Annotated in this window: 22 protein-coding genes; 14 read left to right on the top strand and 8 right to left on the bottom strand. The window is 66.0% G+C overall.

Going from position 1 to position 22,492, the window contains the following annotated elements:
* The first annotated feature begins 10 nt into the window (after window positions 1-10).
* From whiA to ASF51_RS09845, 7 genes are all read left to right on the top strand, one after another.
* Window positions 11-988 (top strand): DNA-binding protein WhiA, encoded by a 978-nt coding sequence (gene whiA / locus ASF51_RS09875; protein ID WP_055928697.1) that lies wholly within the window; start codon window positions 11-13, stop codon window positions 986-988.
* 129 nt (window positions 989-1,117) lie between these two features.
* Window positions 1,118-1,744, top strand: coding sequence for a superoxide dismutase (locus ASF51_RS09870; protein ID WP_055928694.1), 627 nt, complete (start codon window positions 1,118-1,120; stop codon window positions 1,742-1,744).
* A 90-nt stretch (window positions 1,745-1,834) separates the two neighbouring features.
* Complete coding sequence (gene gap, locus ASF51_RS09865; RefSeq protein WP_055928691.1) at window positions 1,835-2,842, top strand: type I glyceraldehyde-3-phosphate dehydrogenase; 1,008 nt, start codon at window positions 1,835-1,837, stop codon at window positions 2,840-2,842.
* Window positions 2,843-2,857: 15 nt separating this feature from the next.
* Entirely contained in the window at window positions 2,858-4,069 is a 1,212-nt protein-coding gene (pgk, locus tag ASF51_RS09860; protein ID WP_055928688.1) for a phosphoglycerate kinase, read from the top strand.
* Window positions 4,063-4,848, top strand: coding sequence for a triose-phosphate isomerase (gene tpiA, locus ASF51_RS09855; protein WP_055928685.1), 786 nt, complete (start codon window positions 4,063-4,065; stop codon window positions 4,846-4,848). Before pgk ends, tpiA begins: the two co-directional genes overlap by 7 nt.
* A 142-nt stretch (window positions 4,849-4,990) precedes the next feature.
* Window positions 4,991-5,242, top strand: coding sequence for a preprotein translocase subunit SecG (secG, locus tag ASF51_RS09850; protein ID WP_055928680.1), 252 nt, complete (start codon window positions 4,991-4,993; stop codon window positions 5,240-5,242).
* A gap of 11 nt (window positions 5,243-5,253) precedes the next feature.
* Window positions 5,254-5,616 (top strand): RNA polymerase-binding protein RbpA, encoded by a 363-nt coding sequence (locus ASF51_RS09845; protein WP_055928678.1) that lies wholly within the window; start codon window positions 5,254-5,256, stop codon window positions 5,614-5,616.
* A 70-nt stretch (window positions 5,617-5,686) separates the two neighbouring features.
* Here the strand turns inward: ASF51_RS09845 and pgl are convergent, their stop codons facing one another.
* The 6 genes from pgl to ASF51_RS09810 all read right to left on the bottom strand — a co-directional run bounded on the left by pgl (window position 5,687) and on the right by ASF51_RS09810 (window position 13,193).
* On the bottom strand, window positions 5,687-6,457 hold the full coding sequence (gene pgl / locus ASF51_RS09840) for a 6-phosphogluconolactonase (RefSeq protein WP_055928676.1): 771 nt from the start codon (window positions 6,455-6,457) through the stop codon (window positions 5,687-5,689).
* Window positions 6,458-6,460: 3 nt separating this feature from the next.
* Entirely contained in the window at window positions 6,461-7,450 is a 990-nt protein-coding gene (locus ASF51_RS09835; protein ID WP_055928673.1) for a glucose-6-phosphate dehydrogenase assembly protein OpcA, read from the bottom strand.
* Window positions 7,447-8,988: a glucose-6-phosphate dehydrogenase gene (zwf, locus tag ASF51_RS09830; RefSeq protein WP_055928671.1), complete on the bottom strand. Its 1,542-nt coding sequence runs from the start codon at window positions 8,986-8,988 to the stop codon at window positions 7,447-7,449. Before zwf ends, ASF51_RS09835 begins: the two co-directional genes overlap by 4 nt.
* Before the next feature lie 252 nt (window positions 8,989-9,240).
* A complete protein-coding gene (tal, locus tag ASF51_RS09820; RefSeq protein ID WP_055928666.1) occupies window positions 9,241-10,353 on the bottom strand; it encodes a transaldolase in 1,113 nt (370 codons plus the stop codon).
* A gap of 28 nt (window positions 10,354-10,381) precedes the next feature.
* Window positions 10,382-12,475: a transketolase gene (gene tkt, locus ASF51_RS09815; RefSeq protein ID WP_055928664.1), complete on the bottom strand. Its 2,094-nt coding sequence runs from the start codon at window positions 12,473-12,475 to the stop codon at window positions 10,382-10,384.
* 223 nt (window positions 12,476-12,698) lie between these two features.
* Complete coding sequence (locus tag ASF51_RS09810) at window positions 12,699-13,193, bottom strand: heme-degrading domain-containing protein (RefSeq protein WP_055928663.1); 495 nt, start codon at window positions 13,191-13,193, stop codon at window positions 12,699-12,701.
* A 103-nt stretch (window positions 13,194-13,296) separates the two neighbouring features.
* Here ASF51_RS09810 and ASF51_RS09805 point away from each other — a divergent pair, with 103 nt between their 5' ends.
* Window positions 13,297-14,217 carry a heme o synthase gene (locus tag ASF51_RS09805; RefSeq protein ID WP_055928660.1) on the top strand — a complete coding sequence of 307 codons (921 nt, stop codon included), beginning with the start codon at window positions 13,297-13,299 and terminating at the stop codon, window positions 14,215-14,217.
* 524 nt (window positions 14,218-14,741) lie between these two features.
* Here the strand turns inward: ASF51_RS09805 and ASF51_RS09800 are convergent.
* Window positions 14,742-15,692: a heme A synthase gene (locus tag ASF51_RS09800; RefSeq protein ID WP_055928657.1), complete on the bottom strand. Its 951-nt coding sequence runs from the start codon at window positions 15,690-15,692 to the stop codon at window positions 14,742-14,744.
* A 302-nt stretch (window positions 15,693-15,994) separates the two neighbouring features.
* On the opposite strand from ASF51_RS09800, the gene sufB reads away from it, so the two are divergent.
* From sufB to ASF51_RS09775, 5 genes are read left to right on the top strand one after another with little or no spacing between them, the layout of a single operon-like run.
* Window positions 15,995-17,413 carry a Fe-S cluster assembly protein SufB gene (sufB, locus tag ASF51_RS09795; protein ID WP_055928655.1) on the top strand — a complete coding sequence of 473 codons (1,419 nt, stop codon included), beginning with the start codon at window positions 15,995-15,997 and terminating at the stop codon, window positions 17,411-17,413.
* Window positions 17,414-18,613 carry a Fe-S cluster assembly protein SufD gene (gene sufD / locus ASF51_RS09790; protein ID WP_082479722.1) on the top strand — a complete coding sequence of 400 codons (1,200 nt, stop codon included), beginning with the start codon at window positions 17,414-17,416 and terminating at the stop codon, window positions 18,611-18,613.
* Between the two features lie 2 nt (window positions 18,614-18,615).
* Complete coding sequence (locus ASF51_RS09785; RefSeq protein ID WP_055928652.1) at window positions 18,616-18,945, top strand: non-heme iron oxygenase ferredoxin subunit; 330 nt, start codon at window positions 18,616-18,618, stop codon at window positions 18,943-18,945.
* A gap of 2 nt (window positions 18,946-18,947) precedes the next feature.
* Entirely contained in the window at window positions 18,948-19,715 is a 768-nt protein-coding gene (gene sufC / locus ASF51_RS09780; RefSeq protein ID WP_055928649.1) for a Fe-S cluster assembly ATPase SufC, read from the top strand.
* A 3-nt stretch (window positions 19,716-19,718) separates the two neighbouring features.
* On the top strand, window positions 19,719-20,048 hold the full coding sequence (locus ASF51_RS09775; protein WP_055781451.1) for a metal-sulfur cluster assembly factor: 330 nt from the start codon (window positions 19,719-19,721) through the stop codon (window positions 20,046-20,048).
* Window positions 20,049-20,134: 86 nt separating this feature from the next.
* On the opposite strand, the gene ASF51_RS09770 is transcribed toward ASF51_RS09775, so the two are convergent.
* A complete protein-coding gene (locus tag ASF51_RS09770; RefSeq protein WP_055928646.1) occupies window positions 20,135-20,725 on the bottom strand; it encodes a biotin transporter BioY in 591 nt (196 codons plus the stop codon).
* Window positions 20,726-20,877: 152 nt separating this feature from the next.
* On the opposite strand from ASF51_RS09770, the gene ASF51_RS09765 reads away from it, so the two are divergent.
* Window positions 20,878-22,476: an ABC-F family ATP-binding cassette domain-containing protein gene (locus ASF51_RS09765; RefSeq protein ID WP_055928642.1), complete on the top strand. Its 1,599-nt coding sequence runs from the start codon at window positions 20,878-20,880 to the stop codon at window positions 22,474-22,476.
* Window positions 22,477-22,492: the final 16 nt, after the last annotated feature.

The following is a 22,492-nucleotide window of genomic DNA, read 5'->3' as shown; positions in this document are numbered from 1 at the left end:
TGGATAGAGATTGGCCCTCACCGCCGATGTCAAAGAAGAACTGACCCGTGTCGTCGCCAAGAAGACGACTCTCCGGGCTGCCGAACTGGCCACCATCCTCCGCTTCTCCGGAGGACTGCACCTCATCTCGAACCGCATCGCCATCGAGTCCGAGCTCGACACCCCCGAGCTCGTGAAGCGGGTTCGACGCGACCTGGCCGAGCTGTACGGCATTCGCGGAGAGGTCTCCCACGTCTCGGCCTCGGGCGCCAAGCGCACGGGCACCTACCTCGTGAGGGTCATCGACGGCGGAGAGACGCTCGCTCGCCAGACGGGCCTGCTCGACGCCCGGCGCCGGCCGATCCGCGGACTCCCGAACCGTCTGACCACCGGCTCCCAGGAAGAACTCTCCGCTGTCTGGCGGGGGGCGTTCCTGGCGAATGGAACGCTGACCGATCCCGGGCGTTCCGCCGCCCTCGAGATCACCTGCCCCGGCAACGAATCGGCCATGGCCCTGGTGGGTGCCGCGGCTCGACTCCACGTGCAGGCGAAGGCCCGCGAGGTCAGGGGAGTCCACCGCGTCGTCATCCGCGATGGCGAGGCCATCGCGCGCATGCTCTCCCTCATGGGCGCCGCCGACGCGGTCTCCCGGTGGGAGGACCTGAGGCAGCGTCGCGAGGTACGGGCCACGGCCAACAGACTGGTCAACTTCGACGATGCGAACCTCCGCCGGTCGGCGCAGGCCGCCGTCGCCGCGTGCTCGCGCGTCGAGCGGGCGCTCGAGATCCTCGGGCCGGATGTTCCGCCGCACCTGAAGTATGCCGGTGACCTGCGGCTGAACTTCCGCGACTCCAGCCTCGACGAGCTCGGTCACCACGCCGATCCTCCGATGACCAAGGACGCGATCGCCGGCCGTATCCGCCGCCTCCTCGCGATGGCCGACAAGCAGGCCAGCGACCTCGGCATCCCCGGCACCGACTCGAACCTGCCACCAGATCTCGACGACTGACATCCAGGCCCGAGCAATCGGCCGGCGTCAGGAAGTTTTCAGGGCGCTGTCCGTTGACCTCAGTAGACTGATCAGGTCACTCACAGCCGCCCCGGTACTCGGCGCGGCGCCTTATTCGAGGAGATATCAATGGCTGACTACACCCTTCCTGAACTCGCGTACGACTACTCGGCGCTCGAGCCCAGCATCAGCGCCACCATCATGGAGCTTCACCACTCCAAGCACCACCAGGCCTACGTGACCGGCGCGAACACCGCGCTCGCCCAGCTCGCAGAAGCCCGCGACTCCGAGAACCTCGGCGCCGTCAACAAGCTCGAGAAAGACCTCGCCTTCAACCTGGGCGGCCACGTCAACCACTCCATCTTCTGGACGAACATGTCCCCGAACGGCGGAGACAAGCCGGTCGGCGAACTCGCGTCCGCCATCGACGACTTCTTCGGCTCGTTCGAGAAGTTCCAGGCCCACTTCACCGCCACCGCGCTCGGAGTGCAGGGTTCAGGATGGTCCGTCCTCGCGTGGGACAGCATCGGCCAGCGCCTGATCATCCAGCAGTTCTTCGACCAGCAGTCGAACTTCGCCGCCGGAACGGTGCCCCTGCTCATGCTCGACGTGTGGGAGCACGCCTACTACATCGACTACAAGAACGTCAGGGCCGACTACGTCAAGGCATTCTGGAACATCGTCGACTGGCAGAACGTCACGACGCGCTTCGAGACTGCCCGCGAAAAGACCTCGGGCCTCCTGCTACTGTCGTAGCGACGACGGCGTGTCGGGCCCTCGGCCCGGCACGCCCTCAGTTTCAGCCACCCAGCCCCGCGGGGCCACACGATTCATGGAGAACTTCACGTGTCTGTAAAGATCGGTATCAACGGCTTCGGTCGTATCGGGCGTAACTACTTCCGCGCAGCTCTGGCCAAGGGCAGCGAGCTCGAGATCGTCGCGGTCAATGACCTCACCGACAACAAGGCCCTCGCGCACCTCCTCAAGTACGACACGATCACGGGTCGTCTCGATGCCACGGTCGAGCTCGACGGCGACAACATCATCGTCAACGGCAAGCCGATCCTCGTGCTCGCCGAGCGCGACCCCTCCGACCTGCCCTGGGGCGAGCTGGGCGTCGACATCGTCATCGAGTCGACCGGTCGTTTCACGAAGTCCGAAGACGCCCGCAAGCACATCGCGGCCGGCGCCAAGAAGGTCATCGTCTCCGCTCCGGCAACGGGCTCAGACGTCGCGACGCTGGTTCTCGGTGTCAACGAGGGCACCTACGACCCCGCCATCCACGACATCATCTCCAACGCCTCGTGCACCACGAACTGCCTCGCGCCCCTCGCGAAGGTCTTCATGGACAACTTCGGCATCGAGCGTGGCCTCATGACCACGGTCCACGCCTACACGGCCGACCAGAACCTGCAGGACGGCCCGCACAGCGACCTGCGCCGCGCCCGCGCCGCCGCAGCCAACATCATCCCCACGTCGACCGGTGCCGCCAAGGCCCTGGGCCTCGTCATCCCCGAGCTCGTCGGAAAGCTCGACGGCTACGCCCTGCGCGTGCCCGTCATCACCGGTTCGATCACCGACCTCACGGTCGAGACCAGCTCCACGGTCACGGTCGAGCAGGTCAACGAGGCGTACAAGAACGCCGCGAACGGCGCGCTCAAGGGAATCCTGTCCTACACGGAGGACCCGATCGTCTCCAGCGACATCCAGGGCGACCCGCACTCCTCGATCTTCGACGCCGGCCTCACCAAGGTCATCGGCAACCAGGTGAAGATCGCCTCGTGGTACGACAACGAGTGGGGTTACTCCAACCGCCTCGTCGACATCACCGAGTACGTCGCCGACCGCCTGTAATACGAGGAATCCACTGTGACTCTGCGCACTCTGGATTCGCTCGGCTCCCTCACGGGAAAACGCGTCCTCGTTCGGTGTGACCTCAATGTTCCGTTGAAAGACGGGGTCATCACCGACGACGGGCGCGTTCGAGCGTCTCTGGCAACCATCAACGCCCTGGTCGATCAGGGCGCACGAGTGATCCTCATCAGCCACCTCGGCCGGCCCGACGGTTCACCCGATCCCCAGTACAGCCTTCGGCCCGTCGCCGAGCGCCTGTCCGAGCTCCTCGACAAGCCCGTGGCCTTCGCCGAAGACACCGTGGGCGCGAGCGCCCAGCAGGCTGTCGACGCGCTGGCCGACGGCGACGTCGCTCTTCTCGAGAACCTGCGGTTCAACGCCGAGGAGACGAGCAAGAGCGCCGACGAACGATCGGCTTTCGCCGCCCGGCTCGCTTCGTTCGGAGACGCGTTCGTCTCCGACGGATTCGGCGTCGTGCACCGCAAGCAGGCGAGCGTCTACGAACTCGCCTCGGCGCTCCCGAGCGCTGCAGGGCTCCTCATCGCCGCCGAACTCGACGTGCTCGAGAGACTCACCGAGAAGCCCGAACGGCCCTACACGGTCGTTCTCGGCGGCTCGAAGGTCTCAGACAAGCTCGGCGTGATCGGTCACCTCCTTCCGAAGGTCGACACCCTGCTCATCGGTGGAGGCATGCTCTTCACCTTCCTCGCGGCGCAGGGCTTCCGCGTGGGCGGAAGCCTTCTCGAGGCCGACCAGATCGACACGGTCAAGGGATACCTGGCGGAGGCGACCGAGCGCGGTGTGCAGATCGTTCTGCCGACCGACGTGGTGGTCGCATCGAAGTTCGGTGCCGACGCCGAGCACACCGTCACGAGCGCCGAGACCATCGAAGAGACGCCGTTCGGCCAGAGCGGACTCGGGCTCGACATCGGCCCCGAGACGGGCGCCGAGTTCGCGCGCATCATCGAGGCGTCGAAGACCGTGTTCTGGAATGGACCGATGGGCGTCTTCGAGCTCGCGCCGTTCGCCGAGGGCACTCGTGCCGTCGCCGACGCGCTGACCCGTGTCGACGGCCTCGGTGTGGTCGGCGGGGGAGACTCGGCGGCTGCCGTACGAGCCCTCGGGTTCACCGACGAGCAATTCGGTCACATTTCAACTGGCGGTGGAGCGAGCCTCGAATTCCTCGAAGGCAAACGCCTGCCCGGACTGGAGGTCCTCGGATGGTAGTCAGCAGAACGCCGCTCATCGCGGGCAATTGGAAGATGAACCTCGACCACCTTCAGGCGATCGCGTTCGTGCAGAAGCTCGCGTGGAGCCTGAAAGACGCGGGGCATAACTTCGCCGACGTCGAAGCGGCGATCTTCCCTCCGTTCACCGACCTGCGCAGCGTGCAGACTCTCATCTCGGCAGACAAGCTCGAGCTCGCCTATGGCGCGCAAGACGTCTCCCAGCATGCGAGTGGTGCCTACACGGGTGAGATCTCGGGTGCGTTCCTCAAGCAGCTCGACTGCCGTTACGTCATCATCGGACACTCGGAGCGTCGCACTCTTCACGCCGAGACCGACGAGGTCGTGGCCGCCAAGACGGCTGCGGCGATTTCGAACGGCCTCGTGCCGATCGTCTGCGTGGGAGAAACGGCCGAAGACCTCGAGAAGCACGGCCCCAGCGCCGTGCCTGTCGCCCAGTTGACGGCCGCCCTCTCATCCGTGCAGTCCGCATCGGACATCGTCGTCGCGTACGAGCCCGTCTGGGCCATCGGCTCGGGACAGGCGGCGACACCCGAGCAGGCCGAAGCGGTCTGCGCGGCACTGCGCGCCGTGCTCGAATCCACCCTGGGCTCCGATGTCGCGGCGAAGACGCGCATCCTCTACGGCGGATCGGTCAAGTCGACGAACATCGGCGGCTTCATGAAGCAGCCCAACGTCGACGGCGCCCTGGTCGGCGGCGCAAGCCTCGACCTGGCGGAGTTCGCCAGCATCATCCGGTACCAGAAGCACGCGTTCTAAAGGCAGTGCGAGAGGCCGACCCGTCTCGGGTCGGCCTTTCGTGTGCCGCTGCAGTCATGGTGCGTCTCATCGGACGCATACAGGTATAATTGACGTTGGTCTGGCTTCACACCGGTCGGCCATCATTCTTGAGAGGCAATTCGTGCAGATCCTTCAGGTCGTTCTACAGGTGCTGCTCGGTATCACGAGCCTCCTTCTGACCCTCCTCATTCTTCTCCACCGCGGTCGCGGCGGAGGCCTGTCCGACATGTTCGGCGGCGGCGTGACATCCAACCTCGGTGCATCCGGGGTCGCGGAGCGCAACCTCAACCGCATCACGGTGATCCTCGGACTCGTGTGGGTCGTGTGCATCGTCGTGCTCGGTCTCATCACCAAATTCGACACCGGAATCTAGGAGTATCGGCAATGGCTTCAGGCGGCAGTGCAATTCGCGGGTCACGGGTGGGCGCGGGCCCGATGGGTGAACAGGATCGGGGCTTCCACGCCGATCGCATCAAGGTCTCCTACTGGGACGCCCTGGGAAACGAGACGGTCAAGTACTTCGCGGCGACGCTGCCCGAAGAAGAGATCCCTGAGACGATCGACTGCCCGTCGTCGGGTCTTCCCGCCGGTCGCGACAAAGAGAATCCTCCGTCGGTCGTCAAGCTCGAGCCCTACAAGACGCACCTCGCGTACGTCAAGGAGCGCCGCACCGAAGAAGAGGCTGCGCAGCTTCTCGAAGACGCACTGACCCAGCTCCGCGCACGGCGAGGCACGGCGACCGCCTAGCCCGTTCGCACGCAGTCAACGAAAAAGCCCCTCGGCCGAGCCGAGGGGCTTTTTCGTGCGATCGTGCCGATCAGTAGTAGGTCGGCGTGATGAGGTACTCCGGCACTTCCGACGCGGCGTCCTTGTCGACGAAGAACACGGTTCGCCGACGACCTTCCGCACCCGCGACAGGTACCTCGTCGGTGCTGGCTCCCGCCAGCGCGAGGCCGAGCGCCGACGCCTTGTCGGAACCCGCGAGAACGAGCCAGATCCGATCCGACGAACGGATGACGGGGAGCGTGAGGCTGAGTCGCTGGGGCGGGGGCTTGGGCGACTCCCGCACGGCGACGACGGTCGCGTCGGTCACGCGCACGCCTTCCTGGCCCGGGAACAGGGACGCGATGTGGCCGTCAGGTCCGACGCCGAGGAAGGTGATGTCGAACTTCGGGTAGTCGTTGCCGTCGCCGGCCTCGAGCAGTTCGAGCGCGTAGACGGCCGCGGCCTCATCGATATCGGCGACCTCATCGGTCGACGGGAATGGATGCACCTGTGCGGCGGGAACGTCGATGTGGTCGAGCAACGCCTCGCGCGCCTGCAGCTCATTGCGATCGGGATCGTCGCGCGCCACGAAACGCTCGTCGCCCCACCAGAAGCTCACCCTGTTCCAGTCGACGCTGTCTCTGGCCGGCGACGCATTGATGGCCGCCAGCACCGCCGTGCCGACGGAGCCTCCGGTGAGGACGACATTCACGGCGTCGCGGTCTTCGAGGATGTCGATCGTCTTCGTGATGAAGCGCGCCGCGACGGAGCCCGCCAGCGAGGCCTTGTCGGGGTGAATCAGCACACGGCGTTCGTTCGTCATGGTCTACCGCACCTCTGTCGTCGTCTGCGGCGCCGAGGCGGACTCGGGATCGGGCTCGCCCAATTCGAGCACGCCCTGCGTGAGCACCTCGCCGTAGAGGTCGTCCGGGTCGAGCCTGCGCAGTTCTTCTGCCAGGCAGTCGCGGAGTGAGCGACGGGGGAGTGCCAGGTCGTGCAGCGGCTGATCCGGCTGAACCAGGGTCGCCACGTTGGGCACCGATCGCTCGAGCTCGATGACACCCGACGAGCGGGAGAGCTTGACGCCGTGGATTCCACTGGATCCGTTGGCACGCGACGAGATTCCGTAGTCGACCGTCACCTTGAGCTGGTGACGGAGCCAGGCTGCGAGCAGCAGGGTCGACGGAGAATCGGACGCGCCGGACACCTCGATGGCCTCGACGGGCTCGAAGGGCGGCTGGTCGAGCACTGCGGCCAGCTGCGCGCGCCACAGTGTGAGCCGGGTCCACGCGAAGTCGGTGTCGCCGGGGGAGTAGTTGCTCGACAGCCTGCGCAGCGTCTCGTTGGGGTTGCTGCTGTTCGACGAGTCGGTGATGCGACGCTGGGCGATACGGCCGAGGTCGGATGTCGAGGGCGATTCGGGCGCGTCGCCCGGCCACCAGACGACCACGGGGGCGTCGGGAAGGAGCAGACCCGTGACGAGTCCCTCCTCGTCGCTTGCCGCCGCGCCGTAGGCCTTGAGCAGGATGACCTCGCTCGCGCCGGCGTCGCCACCCACGCGGATCTGCGCATCCAGTCTGGCGCCGCGGCCCGACTTCACGCCGTCGTCGGCATCGGTCGAGACGACGATCACGCGCATCGGGTGCTCGCGCGATGCGTCGTTGGCCGCCTCGATGGCGTCTTCCTCTTGGCCGAGGGCCGTTCGGATGACCAGTGTCAGCACGCGACCGAGGGCAACGGCGCCGCCCTCCTCGCGGATCTTGACGAGGGCCTTCGAGACCTTGCTTGTGTTGGTATCGGGCAGATCGACGATCATGGCCGCCTCCAGGTTCTTCCGTCGCGGGCGAGCATCTCGTCTGCGGAGTCGGGGCCCCAGGTTCCGGGGCGGTACTGATCGGGCTGTCCCTGGGTGGTCCAGAACTCTTCGATCGGGTCGAGGATCTTCCAGGAGAGTTCGACCTCCTCCTGGCGGGGGAACAGCGGCGGGTCGCCGAGGAGCACGTCGAGGATGAGGCGCTCGTATGCCTCGGGGCTCGCCTCGGTGAAGGCGTGGCCGTAGCCGAAGTCCATGGTCACGTCGCGCACCTGCATGCCGGCGCCGGGAACCTTGGATCCGAAGCGGATGGTGACACCCTCGTCGGGCTGCACCCGGATCACGAGGGCGTTCTGGCCGAGCGCCGATGTCTGGCTGTCGGCGAAGAGATACTGCGGAGCGCGCTTGAACACGACGGCGATCTCGGTCACCCGGCGGCCGAGGCGCTTGCCCGCCCGCAGGTAGAACGGAACACCGGACCAGCGCCGGGTGCCGATGTCGAGGCGCATGGCCGCGTACGTCTCGGTGAGGGATTCGGGGTTCATTCCGTCTTCCTCGAGGAAACCGGTGACCTTCTCACCGCCCTGCCACCCGCCGGCGTACTGGCCGCGGGCGGTGTGCTTCGCCAGGTCCTTGGGAAGCCGGATGGCGGCGAGCACCTTCTCTTTCTCGGCGCGCAGGTCTGACGCATTGAAGGAGATGGGCTCCTCCATGGCCGTGAGCGCGAGCAGCTGAAGCAGGTGGTTCTGGATGACGTCGCGTGCGGCGCCGATTCCGTCGTAGTAGCCGGCACGTCCGCCCACGCCGATGTCCTCGGCCATGGTGATCTGCACGTGGTCGACGTAGTTCGAGTTCCAGATGGGCTCGTAGAGCTGGTTGGCGAAGCGCAGGGCCAGGATGTTCTGGACCGTCTCCTTGCCGAGGTAGTGGTCGATGCGGAAGACCGAGTCGGGAGCGAAGACCGACTCGACGACGTCGTTCAGTTCGCGCGCCGTCTTCAGGTCGCTGCCGAACGGCTTCTCGATGACGACGCGGCGCCACTGTCCTTCTTCGGGATGCGCCAGGCCGGAGCGGCGCAGCTGCTCCGTCACCAGGGGGAACGCCTTCGGCGGCACCGAGAGGTAGAACGCGTAGTTGCCCTTCGTGCCCCGCTCGGCGTCGAGGGACTCTATCGTCTCCTTGAGGTGGTCGAATGCCTCGTCGTCGCTGAACTCGCCCGACACGAAGCGGATGCCCTCGGAGAGCTGGCGCCACACGTCTTCGTCGAAGGGTGTGCGCGCGTACTCCTTGACGGCGTCGTGCACGACGCGCTCGAAGTCCTGATCCTCCCAGTCACGGCGGGCGAAGCCGATCAGCGAGAAGCCGGGCGGAAGCAGACCGCGGTTCGCGAGGTCGTAGACGGCCGGCATCAGCTTCTTGCGCGACAGGTCGCCTGTGACGCCGAAGATGACGAGTCCGCTCGGGCCGGCGATGCGGTTGAGCCGTCGGTCGGACGGGATTCTGAGCGGGTTGTATTCCGGAGTGATTTCTACCGGTGGCATGAGACTCCTTGAGACCTTCTGGGTCGACGGGTTAGTGCGGCGCTGGAACAGCGCGGGAAACGGGGCGGATGCGATGCGGACCGTCGGACGAAGAGCTCATGGGGATGTCGCCGGGGCGACGATCGGCGGGAGGGACGGCCGGCAGAAGTGGGGTGGCTCCGGTCGTCTCGAACGAGACGACACCGGAGTCGAGGGCCGGATCCACCTTTCCGGCGCGGCCATGGCCGCTGCCGGGAAGGTGGATCCGGACACTCACTTGGACGACTCGAGAGCCGTCGTGACCGTGTCGAGCAGTTCGTTCCAGGAGACGATGAACTTGTCGACTCCCTCGGTCTCGAGCAGCTCGGTGACCTCGGCGTAGGAGATTCCCTGGGCCGCGATCTCGTCGAGCACCTTGTTGGCGGCGGCGTAGGAGCCCGTGATGGTGTCTCCGGTGATCACGCCGTGGTCGAACGTGGCGTCGAGCGTCTTCTCGGGCATCGTGTTGACGACCTCCGGGGCGACGAGCTCGGTGACGTAGGTCGTGTCGGGCACGGCCGGGTCCTTGACGCCGGTGGATGCCCAGAGCGGCCGCTGCTTGTTGGCTCCGGCCGCGAGCAGCCCGGCCGCACGCTCGGTGGAGAACGCCTGCTCGTAGACCTCGTAGGCGAGCTGGGCGTTCGCGACGCCGGCCTTGCTCTTGAGCGCCAGAGCCTCGTCGGTTCCGATCGCCACGAGGCGCTTGTCGATCTCGGTGTCGACGCGCGACACGAAGAAGGAGGCGACACTGTGGATCTTCGACAGGTCGAGCCCGGCGGCCTTCGCGCGCTCCAGGCCGGCCAGGTAGGCGTTGATGACGTCGCGGTAGCGGGCGAGGCTGAAGATCAACGTGACGTTGACGCTGATGCCGGCCGCGATGGTCTCGGTGATGGCCTCGAGGCCCGCGATGGTCGCGGGGATCTTGATCAGCACGTTCTCCTTGGCGACCTTGTCGAAGAGCTCCTTGGCCTGCTTCGTCGTGCCCGCGGCGTCGTTCGCCAGGCCCGGCTCGACCTCGATCGAGACGCGACCGTCGAATCCGTTCGTGGCGTCGTAGATCGGACGGAAGATGTCGCAGCCGTTCGCGACATCCTGGGTCGTGATCTCGAAGACGGCCTCGGTGACGTTCTTGCCGGCCTTGGCGAGCTCGGCGACCTGAGCCGCGTACGACTCTCCGTTGGTGAGTGCCGCGGCGAAGATCGACGGGTTCGTGGTGACACCGACGACGTTCTTCTCGGCGATGAGCTTCTCGAGTCCGCCGGAGGTGATGCGCTCGCGCGACAGGTCGTCGAGCCAGATGCTGACGCCGGCTGCGGAGAGCTGGGCGGTGGGTGTTGTATCGGTCATGTAAGTACTCCTAGGAGGTTCGTGTGGTCTAGAGCGACGAGATCGAGAGCTTGGCGGCCTCGATGGCGTGCTCGGTGGTGATGCCGAACTCGCGGAACAGCGTCTGGTAGTCGGCAGATGCGCCGAAGTGCTCGATCGAGACGCTCTTGCCGTGGTCTCCGACATAGGAGCGCCAGGTCAGGTCGAGGCCGGCCTCGATCGACACGCGGGCCTTGATCGCAGCGGGAAGAACCGACTCGCGGTACTCCGCACTCTGCTCTTCGAACCACTCGAGGCTGGGAGCCGAGACGACGCGGGCGTTGATGCCCTCGTTCTTGAGGAGCTCGCGCGCCTCGACGGCGATCTGGACTTCGGAGCCGGTCGCGATGAAGATCACGTCGGGCGTGCCGTTCGGAGCCTCGGCCAGCACGTACGCGCCCTTGGCGACGTTCTTCGCCGACGCGAAGGTCTCACCGGATGCGTCACCCTCGCCACGCTCGAACACCGGGATGTTCTGGCGGGTGAGGGCGATTCCCGCAGGACCGTTGCGGCGCTCGAGGATCGTCTTCCACGCGTAGGCGACCTCGTTGGCGTCGCCGGGGCGCACGATGTCGAGACCCGGGATGGCACGGAGCGTCGCGAGCTGCTCGATCGGCTGGTGGGTCGGTCCGTCTTCTCCGAGTGCCACCGAGTCGTGGGTCCACACGTAGATCGCGGGGGACTTCATGAGGGCCGCGAGACGAACGGCGGGACGCATGTAGTCGCTGAAGATGAGGAAGGTTCCACCGAACGGGCGGGTGTTTCCGTGCAGCACGATGCCGTTGAGAATGGCGCCCATCGCGTGCTCGCGGATTCCGAAGTGCAGAACGCGGCCGTAGGGGTTTCCCGTCCACTCGTGAGTGGAGTGCTCGGCCGGGATGAAGGATGCGCCCGACTCGATCGTGGTGTTGTTCGACTCGGCGAGGTCGGCCGATCCGCCCCAGAACTCGGGCATGATCGGCGCGATGGCGTTGATGACCTTGCCCGAGGCGGCGCGGGTGGAGACGGCCTTGCCCGCTTCGAAGACCGGGAGTGCCTCTTCGAGGCCCTCGGGAACGTCGCCGGAGAGGACGCGATCGAGAAGGACCTTCTTCTCGGGGTTGGCGGAGGCCCAGGCGTCGAAAGCGTTCGTCCACTCGGCGTGCTCGGCCTGGCCGCGCTCGATGGCGCCGCGGGTGTGCGCGATGACCTCGTCGGCGACCTCGAAGCTCTGCTCGGGGTCGAAGCCGAGCACCTCCTTGAGGCCCTTCAGCTCCTCGGCGCCCAGGGCGGAGCCGTGAATCTTTCCGGTGTTCTGCTTCTTGGGCGAGGGCCAGCCGATGATGGTCTTGAGGATGATCAGCGACGGCTTGTCGGTGACGGCCTTGGCCGCCTCGATGGCATCGAAGAGCGCCTCGACGTCTTCGACGTACTGGCCCGTCTTCTTCCAGTCGACGACCTGCACGTGCCAGTGATAGGCCTCGTAGCGGGCGCGCACGTCTTCGGTGAACGCGATGTTCGTGTCGTCTTCGATCGAGATCTGGTTGCTGTCGTAGATCGCGATGAGGTTGCCGAGCTGCTGGTGGCCGGCGAGCGACGATGCCTCGCTCGTGACGCCCTCCTGCAGGTCACCGTCGCCGGCGATGGTGTAGATGAAGTGGTCGAAGGGGCTCGTGCCGGCCTCGGCCTCGGGGTCGAAGAGACCGCGCTCGAAGCGGGAGGCGTAGGCGAAGCCGACGGCCGACGACAGACCCTGGCCGAGCGGCCCGGTCGTGATCTCGACGCCGTCGGTGTGGCCGTACTCGGGGTGTCCGGGAGTGAGCGAGCCCCAGGTGCGGAGTGCCTTGAGGTCGTCGAGCTCGAGACCGTAGCCGCCGAGGTAGAGCTGGATGTACTGGGTGAGCGAACTGTGGCCGACCGAGAGGATGAAGCGGTCGCGACCGATCCACTCGTTGTCACTCGGATCGCGCCGCATGACCTTCTGGAACAGGAGGTAGGCGGCGGGGGCAAGGCTGATGGCCGTTCCCGGATGCCCGTTTCCTACCTTCTCGACGGCGTCTGCCGCGAGAATCTTCGCCGTGGATACGGCCTGGTCGTCAATGGGAGTCCATTGGAATGATGCCACGAGGAATAAGCCCCTTCTCAGTTGCAGGCGGACAGATTTGCCCGTCAGGCGCCGCGATGTGAATCGGTAGCAGGGAGAACCGCGTGAGAGACCGGCGAATGTGAGCCCCCGCACGGTACGTGTTCAGCACAGTGCGACATGGCTTCTCCGCAAGAAAGACACGCAGGAAACACCGACTGCTGTGTCGCCGCTACAAGTATAGGGAATCAGGGGGGAGCCTCGGCTACCCCTCGACAAACTCGCGGAGGGCGGACACGACCAGGTCGTGATCCTCGATCTGCGGCAGCCCCGAGACCGTCGCGACGGCCACGATGCCGGTGCCTCTGACCGACACGGGAAAGCCGCCGCCGTGGGCCGCGTACTCCATCTGGTCGAACCAGCCCTCGGACTCGATCCGCTTTCCGGCGATCTTGGGGCGGGTGCCGAGCAGCAGCGAGGGGATTCCGTAGCGCTCGACGGCGCGCGCCTTGCGCGCGATCCAGACGTCGTTGTCGGCCTGCGCTCCCTCGAGTGCGACGTGGAAGAGGATCTGCGATCCGCGTCGGATGTCGATGGCGATGGGCAGGGCGCGCTCCGTGCCCAGACGCACGAGGATGAGACCCAGCCTCAAGGCGTCGGACGGCCCGAAGGAGTCGACCTGGAGCTCGGCCACCTCGTCCTCGATGCGGGCGGCAAGGCGGGCGAACTCGTCCGGAGTGGTGGGGTCGGTGTGCGTCATGCCTGTCACGGTATCGGCTCCGACCGAGGTTCGAGAACCGATCGCTTAGACTGATTCGGGATCGCGCGCGCCCTGCGCGGGGCCCGGAACAGTCTGAGGAGCAATGGACGTCGCTGTAGAGGGCCGCACGGAGAAGCAGCGGATCAGCCTGACGGCGAAGGCCAAGGCCTACGTCGCGCTGACGAAGCCGCGGGTGATCGAGCTGCTGCTCGTGACGACGGCGCCGGTCATGATCCTCGCCCAGAACGGCATCCCCGACCTCTGGCTGGTCGTCGCCACGCTCATCGGCGGCGCGCTCAGCGCCGGCAGCGCCGGCGCATTCAACTGCTACATCGATCGCGACATCGACCGCGTCATGAAGCGCACCCAGGGTCGTCCGCTGGTCACCGGCGAACTGAGCGACCGCGAGGCCCTCGTGTTCGCGTGGGTGATCGGCGTCGCATCCATCGTCTGGCTCGCCGTCTTCGCCAATCTGCTGGCGGCGGCACTCTCGCTCATCGCGATCCTGCTCTACGTGTTCCTCTACACCGTCTGGCTGAAGCGTCGCACCTCGCAGAACATCGTGTGGGGAGGCATCGCCGGCTGCATGCCCGTGCTCATCGGATGGGCCGCCGTCACGAACTCGCTCAGCTGGACCCCGTTCATCCTGTTCGGCGTCATCTTCCTCTGGACGCCGCCGCACTACTGGCCGCTGTCGATGAAGTACCGAGACGAGTACAAGGCGGCGAACGTTCCGATGCTCGCGGTCGTCCGCGGCCGCGCCGTCGTCGGCCTCCAGACCATCCTCTACGCGTGGGCCACGGTCGCCTGCTCGCTGCTGCTGATCCCGGTCGCCCCGATGGGCATCGTCTACAGCGTCGTCGCTCTAGGCTCCGGCGCCTGGTTCATCTACGAGACGCACCGGCTCTACAACCGGGCCATCCACGGCCACGAGGTCAAGCCGATGCGCGTCTTCCACGCGTCGATCAGCTACCTGACGCTCGTCTTCCTCGCCGTCGCCATAGACCCGCTGCTCCCGTTCTAGCTGGGCTCTCTCTGGCGATGTTGTTCGCTGAGCCTGTCGAAGCGCGGACCACACCTGGCGTTAAATCTGGCGACCTACAGACGCACATCTGGAGCGACACGCCACGAACGAAGGTCGACTGGCGGCATGTCGACCGATTCGTGCTCCGTTACTGCGTTCCAAGAGACTGCACCCCGACAGCCCGAAGCCAGAGCGATATCTCGGCTCTGTACGGTGACGCCGTTCGCTGAGCTTGTCTAAGCGCGACACACAACCCGGCGCTAGTCGAGGTCAGCCGGCTCGGGCAGAACCATCCCAGCGAATATTCCGCCGATTCCCGCGGCTCAGCGCAACGCGGAATAAAAAGTCATCCTCAGTTAGGCATCGGACTTGCCGAAGATACGGGCACCTACGACCTATATCTGGAGCAACACGCCGCGAACGAAGGTCGACTGGCGGCGTGCCGACCGATTCGTGCTCCGTTACTTCGCCTCAAGAGACTCCACCCCGACAAACGGAAGTCAATGTCTCTAGGGCCTCATCGGTCAGCGCCGGGGCTGACCGACGGAGCTGAGCTCCCGGGGGTCGTCCACCGATTCGGGGGCGTTCGACGACGAGCGCAGCGACAGCACCAGGGCGGTCATGGCCGCGACCAGGAGCGCGGCGAGCACCATGTGGATGCCGACGAGCAGCGGGGGCAGTCCGAGCCGCGCCTGGGTCAGACCCACGACGACCTGCACGGCCTCGATGGCCAGCAGTGCGAGCGCCCAGCGGGTGACACCGAGCCGGCCGACGAGCGCGGCGACGACGAGCACCACGGTGAGCGCCAGGAGCACGTAGGCGGGCCAGCTGTGGAAGTGCTGCAGCAGCTCGGCGTCGAGGCCGTTGCGCGGAGTCTTCTCGTCGCCGGCGTGCGGCCCTGAACCCGTGGTGAGAATACCCACGACCACGGTGATCGCGACGAAGAGCGACGCCAGGTGCGCCACGATCAGGAACCACAGCGGCACGGTGCGGCGATTTCCGCGCGGCCCGCGGTACACGCGGTAGACCAGGATCGTCGCGTTGACGACGAGGAGGATCGAGATCACGAAGTGCAGCCCGACGATGAACGGGTTGAGCCCGGTCAGCACCGTGATTCCGCCGATGACGGCCTGGAGCGGGATGGACAGGCCCTGGAGGAGCGTGAGCACGAACAGGTCCCTGCGCTCCCTCCAGTAGCGCACCACGGCGAGGAACACCGCGATCACGATGAGGGCGAGCACGAAGGTGAGCATGCGGTTCGCGAACTCGATCACGCCGTGGATGCCCATCTCCGGCGTGGACACGAACGACGCGTCGGTGCATCGCGGCCACGTGGGGCAGCCCAGGCCCGATCCCGTGAGCCTCACCGCACCGCCGGTTCCGATGAGCACCACCTGGAACACGAGCGACAGCCAGGCCAGCACGCGAACGGGTCGACTGATGGATGCGGGGAGGAATGCGATGAGTCGCTTCACGGCTTCGGGTGTTCCTTGTCAAGACTTGTCGATGAAAAGGCCTGCGACCTACTATCCGGCAGGCATTGCCTGTAGAATTTGAAAGTTGTAGAAATCCGCGTTCGAACGCGTTTTGCGCATATCGCCCAGCGTTGGGCGGGGCTCACGCCCCCAGACCTCAGTACATTCTAAGTACGTGCGTTCTCCCCACGAGAACGTGATCAGGCAATCATTTCGGTGATCCGTGCCGAATCACATTTACACCCGGTCTGGAATGCCTGCCGCTGTCCGCGGGTTGAGATCAACGAGGAAGGGAGAAAGTCATGTCTGACGTACTAATCGACCGTCCGGAACTCGAAAACCTGGGGGTTTACGAATTCGGTTGGTCCGACTCCGATGCGGCGGGTGCCGTCGCGAAACGCGGTGTCGACGCCGACGTCGTCAAGGGCATCTCCGCCCTCAAGAGCGAACCGGAGTGGATGCTCAAGAACCGGCTCAAGGGTCTGCAGCTGTTCGAGCGCAAGCCCATGCCGACCTGGGGCGCAGACCTCTCCGGCATCGACTTCGACAACATCAAGTACTTCGTGCGGTCGACCGAGAAGCAGGCCACGACCTGGGACGACCTGCCCGACGACATCAAGAACACCTACGAGCGGCTCGGCATCCCCGAGGCCGAGCGTCAGCGTCTCGTGTCGGGCGTCGCCGCGCAGTACGAGTCCGAGGTCGTCTACCACACCATCCGCGAAGACCTCGAGGCGCAGGGCGTCATCTTCATGGACACCGACACGGCGCTGCGTGAGCACCCCGAGTTCTTCACCGAGTACTTCGGCACGGTCATCCCCGCCGGCGACAACAAGTTCGCCGCGCTGAACACGGCCGTCTGGTCGGGCGGCTCGTTCGTCTACGTTCCCAAGAACGTGCACGTCGAGATCCCCCTGCAGGCCTACTTCCGCATCAACACCGAGAACATGGGCCAGTTCGAGCGCACGCTGATCATCGCCGATGAGGGCAGCTACGTGCACTACATCGAGGGCTGCACCGCGCCGATCTACAAGTCCGACTCGCTGCACTCCGCCGTCGTCGAGATCATCGTCAAGAAGAACGCCCGCGTTCGCTACACGACGATCCAGAACTGGTCGAACAACGTCTACAACCTGGTCACCAAGCGTGCGATCGCGCACGAGGGCGCGACCATGGAGTGGATCGACGGCAACATCGGCTCCAAGGTCACCATGAAGTACCCGTCGATCTACCTCGTCGGAGAGCACGCCAAGGGCGAGACGCTGTCCGTGGCGTTCGCCGGCCCCGGCCAGCACCAGGACGCCGGCGCGAAGATGATCCACATGGCGCCGTACACGCAGTCGTCCATCGTCTCCAAGTCCATCGCCAGGGGCGGTGGCCGTGCCGGTTACCGCGGCGAGGTGCGCATGGCGGAGAACGCCCATCACTCGGCCAACACCGTGCGCTGCGACGCCCTGCTGGTCGACACCAAGTCGCGCTCCGACACCTACCCGGCCATCGACATCCGGGTCGACGACGTGCAGCTCGGCCACGAGGCCACGGTCTCGCGTGTCAGCGAGGAGCAGCTCTTCTACCTGATGAGCCGCGGTCTGCCCGAAGACGAGGCCATGGCCATGATCGTGCGCGGCTTCATCGAGCCGATCGCCCGCGAGCTCCCCATGGAGTACGCACTCGAACTCAACAAGCTCATCGAGATGGGCATGGAAGGCAGTGTCGGCTAGATGTCCGCAGCAGTTTCAGCGAACACGGGTCTCATCGAGACCGAACAGCACGGCCTCAAGGCTCACTCAGACGGGGGTGACGCGTACGTGCCCGTGCAGTCACGGGCCGAGCGCTTCACCTCCACCTCTGTCGACGACTTCGAGAAGGTCACCGGTTTCGAGCTCGAGTGGAAGCTCACGCCGATCACCCGTATCACCGCCCTCATCGAGGGCGAGCTCGACGGCTCGGCCCCGACGCTGACATTCAGCGAGACGCCGGGCGTCACGGCGGCGTGGGTCGACCGCACGGATGCGCGCATCGGCTCGGCCGGTGCGCCCGAAGAGCGGGCCAGCGCCAACGCCTGGTCGTCGTTCGACAAGGCCCTCGCCATCGATGTCACCGGCGAGGAGCTGCAGGAGTTCGTCGTGACCCGCGAGGCGACCGATTCCACCCCGCGCGCCGGGCACACGGTCATCACCGCTGCCCCGTTCAGCCGTGGTCTCGTCATCCTCCGCAATTCGGGCGACGCCCAGCTGACCGAGAACGTCGAGATCGTCGTCGGCGACCAGGCGGCGCTCACCGTGGTCACGGTGCAGGAGTGGAATGACGAGAGCAACCATCTGGCGAGCCACTTCGCCCGCGTCGGCCGTGACGCGCGCCTTCGTCACATCGTCGTCAGCCTCGGCGGGGGAGTCGTGCGGGTCAACCCGTCGATCCACCTCGTCGAGTCGGGTGCCGACGCCAGCGCCTTCGGTCTGTACTTCGCCGACTCGGGGCAGCACCTCGAGCAGCGCGTCTACATCGACCACGTCGCGGCCCAGACGAAGAGCCGGGTGAAGTACAAGGGTGCGCTCCAGGGCGCCACCGCCCGATCCGTCTGGGTCGGCGACGTTCTGATCGGCCCGCACGCGACGGGCACCGACAGCTACGAGGAGAACCGCAACCTGGTGCTCTCCGAGGGGCCTCGGGCCGACTCCATCCCCAACCTCGAGATCGAGACGGGCGACATCATGGGCGCCGGCCACGCGTCGTCGACCGGGCGTTTCGACGACGAGCAGCTGTTCTACCTGCAGTCCCGCGGCATCCCCGAAGACGAGGCCCGGCGTCTCGTCGTGCGCGGCTTCCTCGCGGAGATCGTCGCCCAGATCGGGTCAGACGACCTCGAGACCCACCTGTCCGCGGCCATCGAGGCCGAACTCAGCGAAGCGCAGGGACACTGACCATGGCCGCAGAGCTCATCTGCTCCGTCGACGACCTCACCCCGAACGAGGCGGTGCGCGTCGTGATCGATGGTGTCGCCATCGCTCTGGTGAAGGACTCGGCGGGGGAGTGCCACGCCATCGGCGACACGTGCACCCACGGCGACATCTCGCTCGCCGAAGGCTTCGTCGAAGACGAGACCCTCGAGTGCTGGGCCCACGGGTCCAAGTTCTCGCTCGTCAGCGGCAAGCCCCTCACCCTTCCGGCCTTCGAGCCTGTTCCGGTGTACGAACTCACCATCGTCGATGGCGAGGTCTACATCGACCCGACCAAAACGAAAGAGATTGTGTAGCCATGTCGAATCTTGAGATCCGCGATCTCCACGTGAGCGTGGAGACCGAGCTGGGAACCAAGCAGATCCTGAAGGGCGTCGACCTGTCGATCGGCGAGGGCGAGACCCACGCGATCATGGGCCCGAACGGCTCCGGCAAGTCCACCCTCGCCTACGCGATCGCGGGGCACCCCAAGTACACGGTCGAGAGCGGCTCCGTGAAGCTCGACGGCGAAGAGGTCCTCACCATGACGGTCGACGAGCGGGCCCGCGCCGGCCTGTTCCTCGCCATGCAGTACCCGGTCGAGATCCCCGGCGTGAGCGTGTCGAACTTCCTCCGCACCGCCAAGACCGCCATCGATGGAGCGGCACCGCCCATCCGCGGCTGGATCAAGGACCTGGACTCGTCGATGTCGCAGCTGCGCATGGACAAGTCGTTCCGTGAGCGCAACGTCAACGAGGGCTTCTCGGGTGGCGAGAAGAAGCGCAACGAGATCCTGCAGCTCGAACTGCTCAAGCCGAAGTTCGCCGTTCTCGACGAGACCGACTCGGGGCTCGACGTCGACGCGCTGAAGATCGTGTCGGAGGGCGTGAACCGCGCCAAGGCGAACACCGGACTGGGCATCCTGCTCATCACGCACTACAACCGCATCCTCAAGTACATCCAGCCCGACTTCGTGCACGTGTTCGTCGCGGGCAAGGTCGTCGAGCAGGGTGGACCCGAGCTGGCCGTGCGCCTCGAGAACGAGGGCTACGACCGGTTCCTCTCGAACGCCGTCGTCGGGTCGTAGGTCATGGCCTCGACACTCACACCCCAGCGCTTCGACGAGATCGAGGACAAGCTGAAAGACGTCATGGACCCGGAGCTCGGGGTCAACATCGTCGACCTCGGCCTGATCTACGACCTCGCGTGGGACGACGAGAACGACGCCCTGCTGATCAGCATGACCCTGACCAGCGCCGGATGCCCGCTCACCGACGTGATCGAAGAGGAGACCGCCCAGGCCCTCGACGGCACGGTCGAGCAGTTCCGCATCAACTGGGTATGGATGCCGCCGTGGGGTCCGGAGAAGATCACCGACGACGGTCGCGAGATGATGAGGGCCCTCGGCTTCTCGATGTAGCTCCGCCGGAGTCCGTGAGAACACAAAAGAAGGGCCCCGCCACGAGGCGGGGCCCTTTATTCGTGCGTGGGCGAGTGCCCCAGCGCCTACCGGTCGCGCTTCGAGCTCAGCTTCCAGGCGAGGGGCAGGATGCCGGCGGCCAGCAGCGCCTTGATGGCCCCGCCGATCAGGAACGGGTACAGCCCGGCCTCGAGCGTCTGCTCGAGCGTGAGCCCGAGCGATGCGGCGAGCCACGGCAAGCCGACGGCGAACGTCACGAGCGTTCCGGCCGACATCGACACGAAGGCGCCGAGTACGCGACGGTCCCAGGTGCGCTGGGCGAGCCAGCCGGTGAGGGCCGCAGCGGCGATGAAGCCGACGATGTAACCGCCCGTCGGGCCGGCGACGACGCCCCATCCGGAGCTCGCGTCGCTGAACCACGGCAGGCCGATCGTGCCGAGTGCGAGGTAGAGCACCATCGAGAGGGCGCCGCGAAGCGCACCGAGCGTGCTGCCCACGAGGATCACGGCCAGTGTCTGGCCGGTGATCGGAACCGGGTAGAGGGGGATGGTCACCTGGGCGAGCACTCCCGTGAGCGCGGCGCCGGCCCCGATGAGCAGGATGTCGGTGGTCAGCGATCGGGAGAAGAGGCGGTCGGCGAGGGTCGGCCGCGACGCGGCGAGGGTGAGTGACGACACTGAAGAACTCCTAGGGAATGGGCAGAACACTGAACGTGTTGAGAGGGTGCGGAAGGCCTTGCGAAACCGGCGACCGCTTTCGGATTTATACTATTGCTACCTCCCCCCAAACCCCCGTTGTGGAAACACGACAGTAGAAATGGATTCTGCCTGTGCTCAATGTTCAAGACCTCGAACTCAGGGTCGGTGCACGGGTGCTGATGCAGGACGTCTCCTTCCGAGTCGCCGACGGTGACAAGATCGGCCTCGTCGGTCGCAACGGAGCGGGCAAGACCACCCTCACGAAGGTGCTGGCGGGGGAGCAGCTGTCGAACGGCGGCAAGGTCGAGCGCAACGGCGAGATCGGCTATCTCCCACAGGACCCGCGCTCGGGAAACCCGGAAGACCTGGCGCGCACGCGCATCCTCGACGCCCGTGGGCTCGGACAGCTCGTGCTCGGAATGCAGCAGGCCACGACGGACATGGGCAGCTCCGACCCGAAGGTCAGTGCCGCAGGCATGACCAAGTACGGCAACCTCACAGACCGCTTCCTGGCCCTCGGCGGATACGCGGCCGAGGCCGAGGCCGCCTCGATCGCCTCGAACCTCAACCTGCCCGATCGCATCCTCGACCAGCCGTTGTCGACCCTCTCCGGTGGTCAGCGTCGACGCATCGAGCTCGCGCGCATCCTCTTCTCCGACGCGCGCACCCTGATCCTCGACGAGCCCACGAACCACCTCGACGCCGACAGCGTCGTCTGGCTCCGCGAGTTCCTCAAGAACTACTCCGGCGGATTCATCGTGATCAGCCACGACATCGAACTCGTGGGCGAGACGGTGAACCGGGTGTTCTACCTCGATGCCAACCGCCAGGTCATCGACGTCTACAACATGAACTGGAAGAACTACCTGCGCCAGCGCGCCGCCGACGAGGAGCGCCGCAAGAAGGAGCGCGTCAACGTCGAGAAGAAGGCGTCGGTCCTGCAGCTGCAGGCGGCGAAGTTCGGCGCCAAGGCGTCGAAGGCCGCGGCCGCTCACCAGATGGTCGCCCGCGCCGAGAAGATGCTCTCCGGCCTCGAGGAGGTGCGCGCCGTCGACCGCGTCGCCAAGCTGCGCTTCCCGACACCGGCGCCGTGCGGCCGAACGCCGCTCATGGCATCCAATCTCTCGAAGAGCTATGGCTCGCTCGAGATCTTCGCCGCGGTCGACCTCGCCATCGATCGGGGCTCGAAGGTCGTCATCCTCGGCCTGAACGGTGCCGGAAAGACGACTCTCCTGCGCATCCTCGGCGGGGCGGACAAGCCCGACACCGGCCAGATCGAACCGGGCCATGGCCTGCGCATCGGCTATTACGCGCAGGAGCACGAGACCATCGACGTGAAGCGCAGTGTTCTCGAGAACATGGTGTCGTCGTCGCCCAACATCACCGAGATGGAGGCACGGCGCGTTCTCGGGTCTTTCCTCTTCACAGGCGATGACTCGCACAAGCCGGCGGGAGTGCTCTCGGGCGGCGAGAAGACCCGTCTTGCCCTGGCGATGATCGTGGTCTCGGGCGCCAACGTACTGCTGCTCGACGAGCCCACGAACAACCTCGACCCCGCCAGCCGCGAGGAGATCCTCGACGCCCTGGCGCACTACGAGGGCGCCGTCGTTCTGGTCAGCCACGACGAGGGGGCTGTCGAGGCCCTGAACCCCGAGCGTGTCCTCATCCTGCCCGACGGCGTCGAGGATCACTGGAACAAGGACTACGCCGACCTGATCTCGCTGGCCTAGGCCCCTCGGGCGTCAG

The sequence above is a fragment of the Agreia sp. Leaf283 genome (assembly GCF_001422485.1).
In the GTDB taxonomy this organism is placed as follows: Bacteria; Actinomycetota; Actinomycetes; order Actinomycetales; family Microbacteriaceae; genus Agreia.
The sequence above is the reverse complement of the archived record's forward strand: the minus strand, read 5'-3'. Positions and strand labels throughout refer to the sequence as shown.

Coding starts and splice junctions, on each gene's coding strand:
- sufC (WP_055928649.1), top strand. CDS start 18,948: ATGTCGAATCTTGAGATCCGCGATCTCCACGTGAGCGTGGAGACCGAG.
- tal (WP_055928666.1), bottom strand. CDS start 10,353: ATGACCGATACAACACCCACCGCCCAGCTCTCCGCAGCCGGCGTCAGC.
- sufB (WP_055928655.1), top strand. CDS start 15,995: ATGTCTGACGTACTAATCGACCGTCCGGAACTCGAAAACCTGGGGGTT.
- ASF51_RS09845 (WP_055928678.1), top strand. CDS start 5,254: ATGGCTTCAGGCGGCAGTGCAATTCGCGGGTCACGGGTGGGCGCGGGC.
- ASF51_RS09775 (WP_055781451.1), top strand. CDS start 19,719: ATGGCCTCGACACTCACACCCCAGCGCTTCGACGAGATCGAGGACAAG.
- zwf (WP_055928671.1), bottom strand. CDS start 8,988: ATGCCACCGGTAGAAATCACTCCGGAATACAACCCGCTCAGAATCCCG.
- ASF51_RS09810 (WP_055928663.1), bottom strand. CDS start 13,193: ATGACGCACACCGACCCCACCACTCCGGACGAGTTCGCCCGCCTTGCC.
- ASF51_RS09785 (WP_055928652.1), top strand. CDS start 18,616: ATGGCCGCAGAGCTCATCTGCTCCGTCGACGACCTCACCCCGAACGAG.
- sufD (WP_082479722.1), top strand. CDS start 17,414: ATGTCCGCAGCAGTTTCAGCGAACACGGGTCTCATCGAGACCGAACAG.
- ASF51_RS09835 (WP_055928673.1), bottom strand. CDS start 7,450: ATGATCGTCGATCTGCCCGATACCAACACAAGCAAGGTCTCGAAGGCC.
- ASF51_RS09805 (WP_055928660.1), top strand. CDS start 13,297: ATGGACGTCGCTGTAGAGGGCCGCACGGAGAAGCAGCGGATCAGCCTG.
- tpiA (WP_055928685.1), top strand. CDS start 4,063: ATGGTAGTCAGCAGAACGCCGCTCATCGCGGGCAATTGGAAGATGAAC.
- pgl (WP_055928676.1), bottom strand. CDS start 6,457: ATGACGAACGAACGCCGTGTGCTGATTCACCCCGACAAGGCCTCGCTG.
- ASF51_RS09870 (WP_055928694.1), top strand. CDS start 1,118: ATGGCTGACTACACCCTTCCTGAACTCGCGTACGACTACTCGGCGCTC.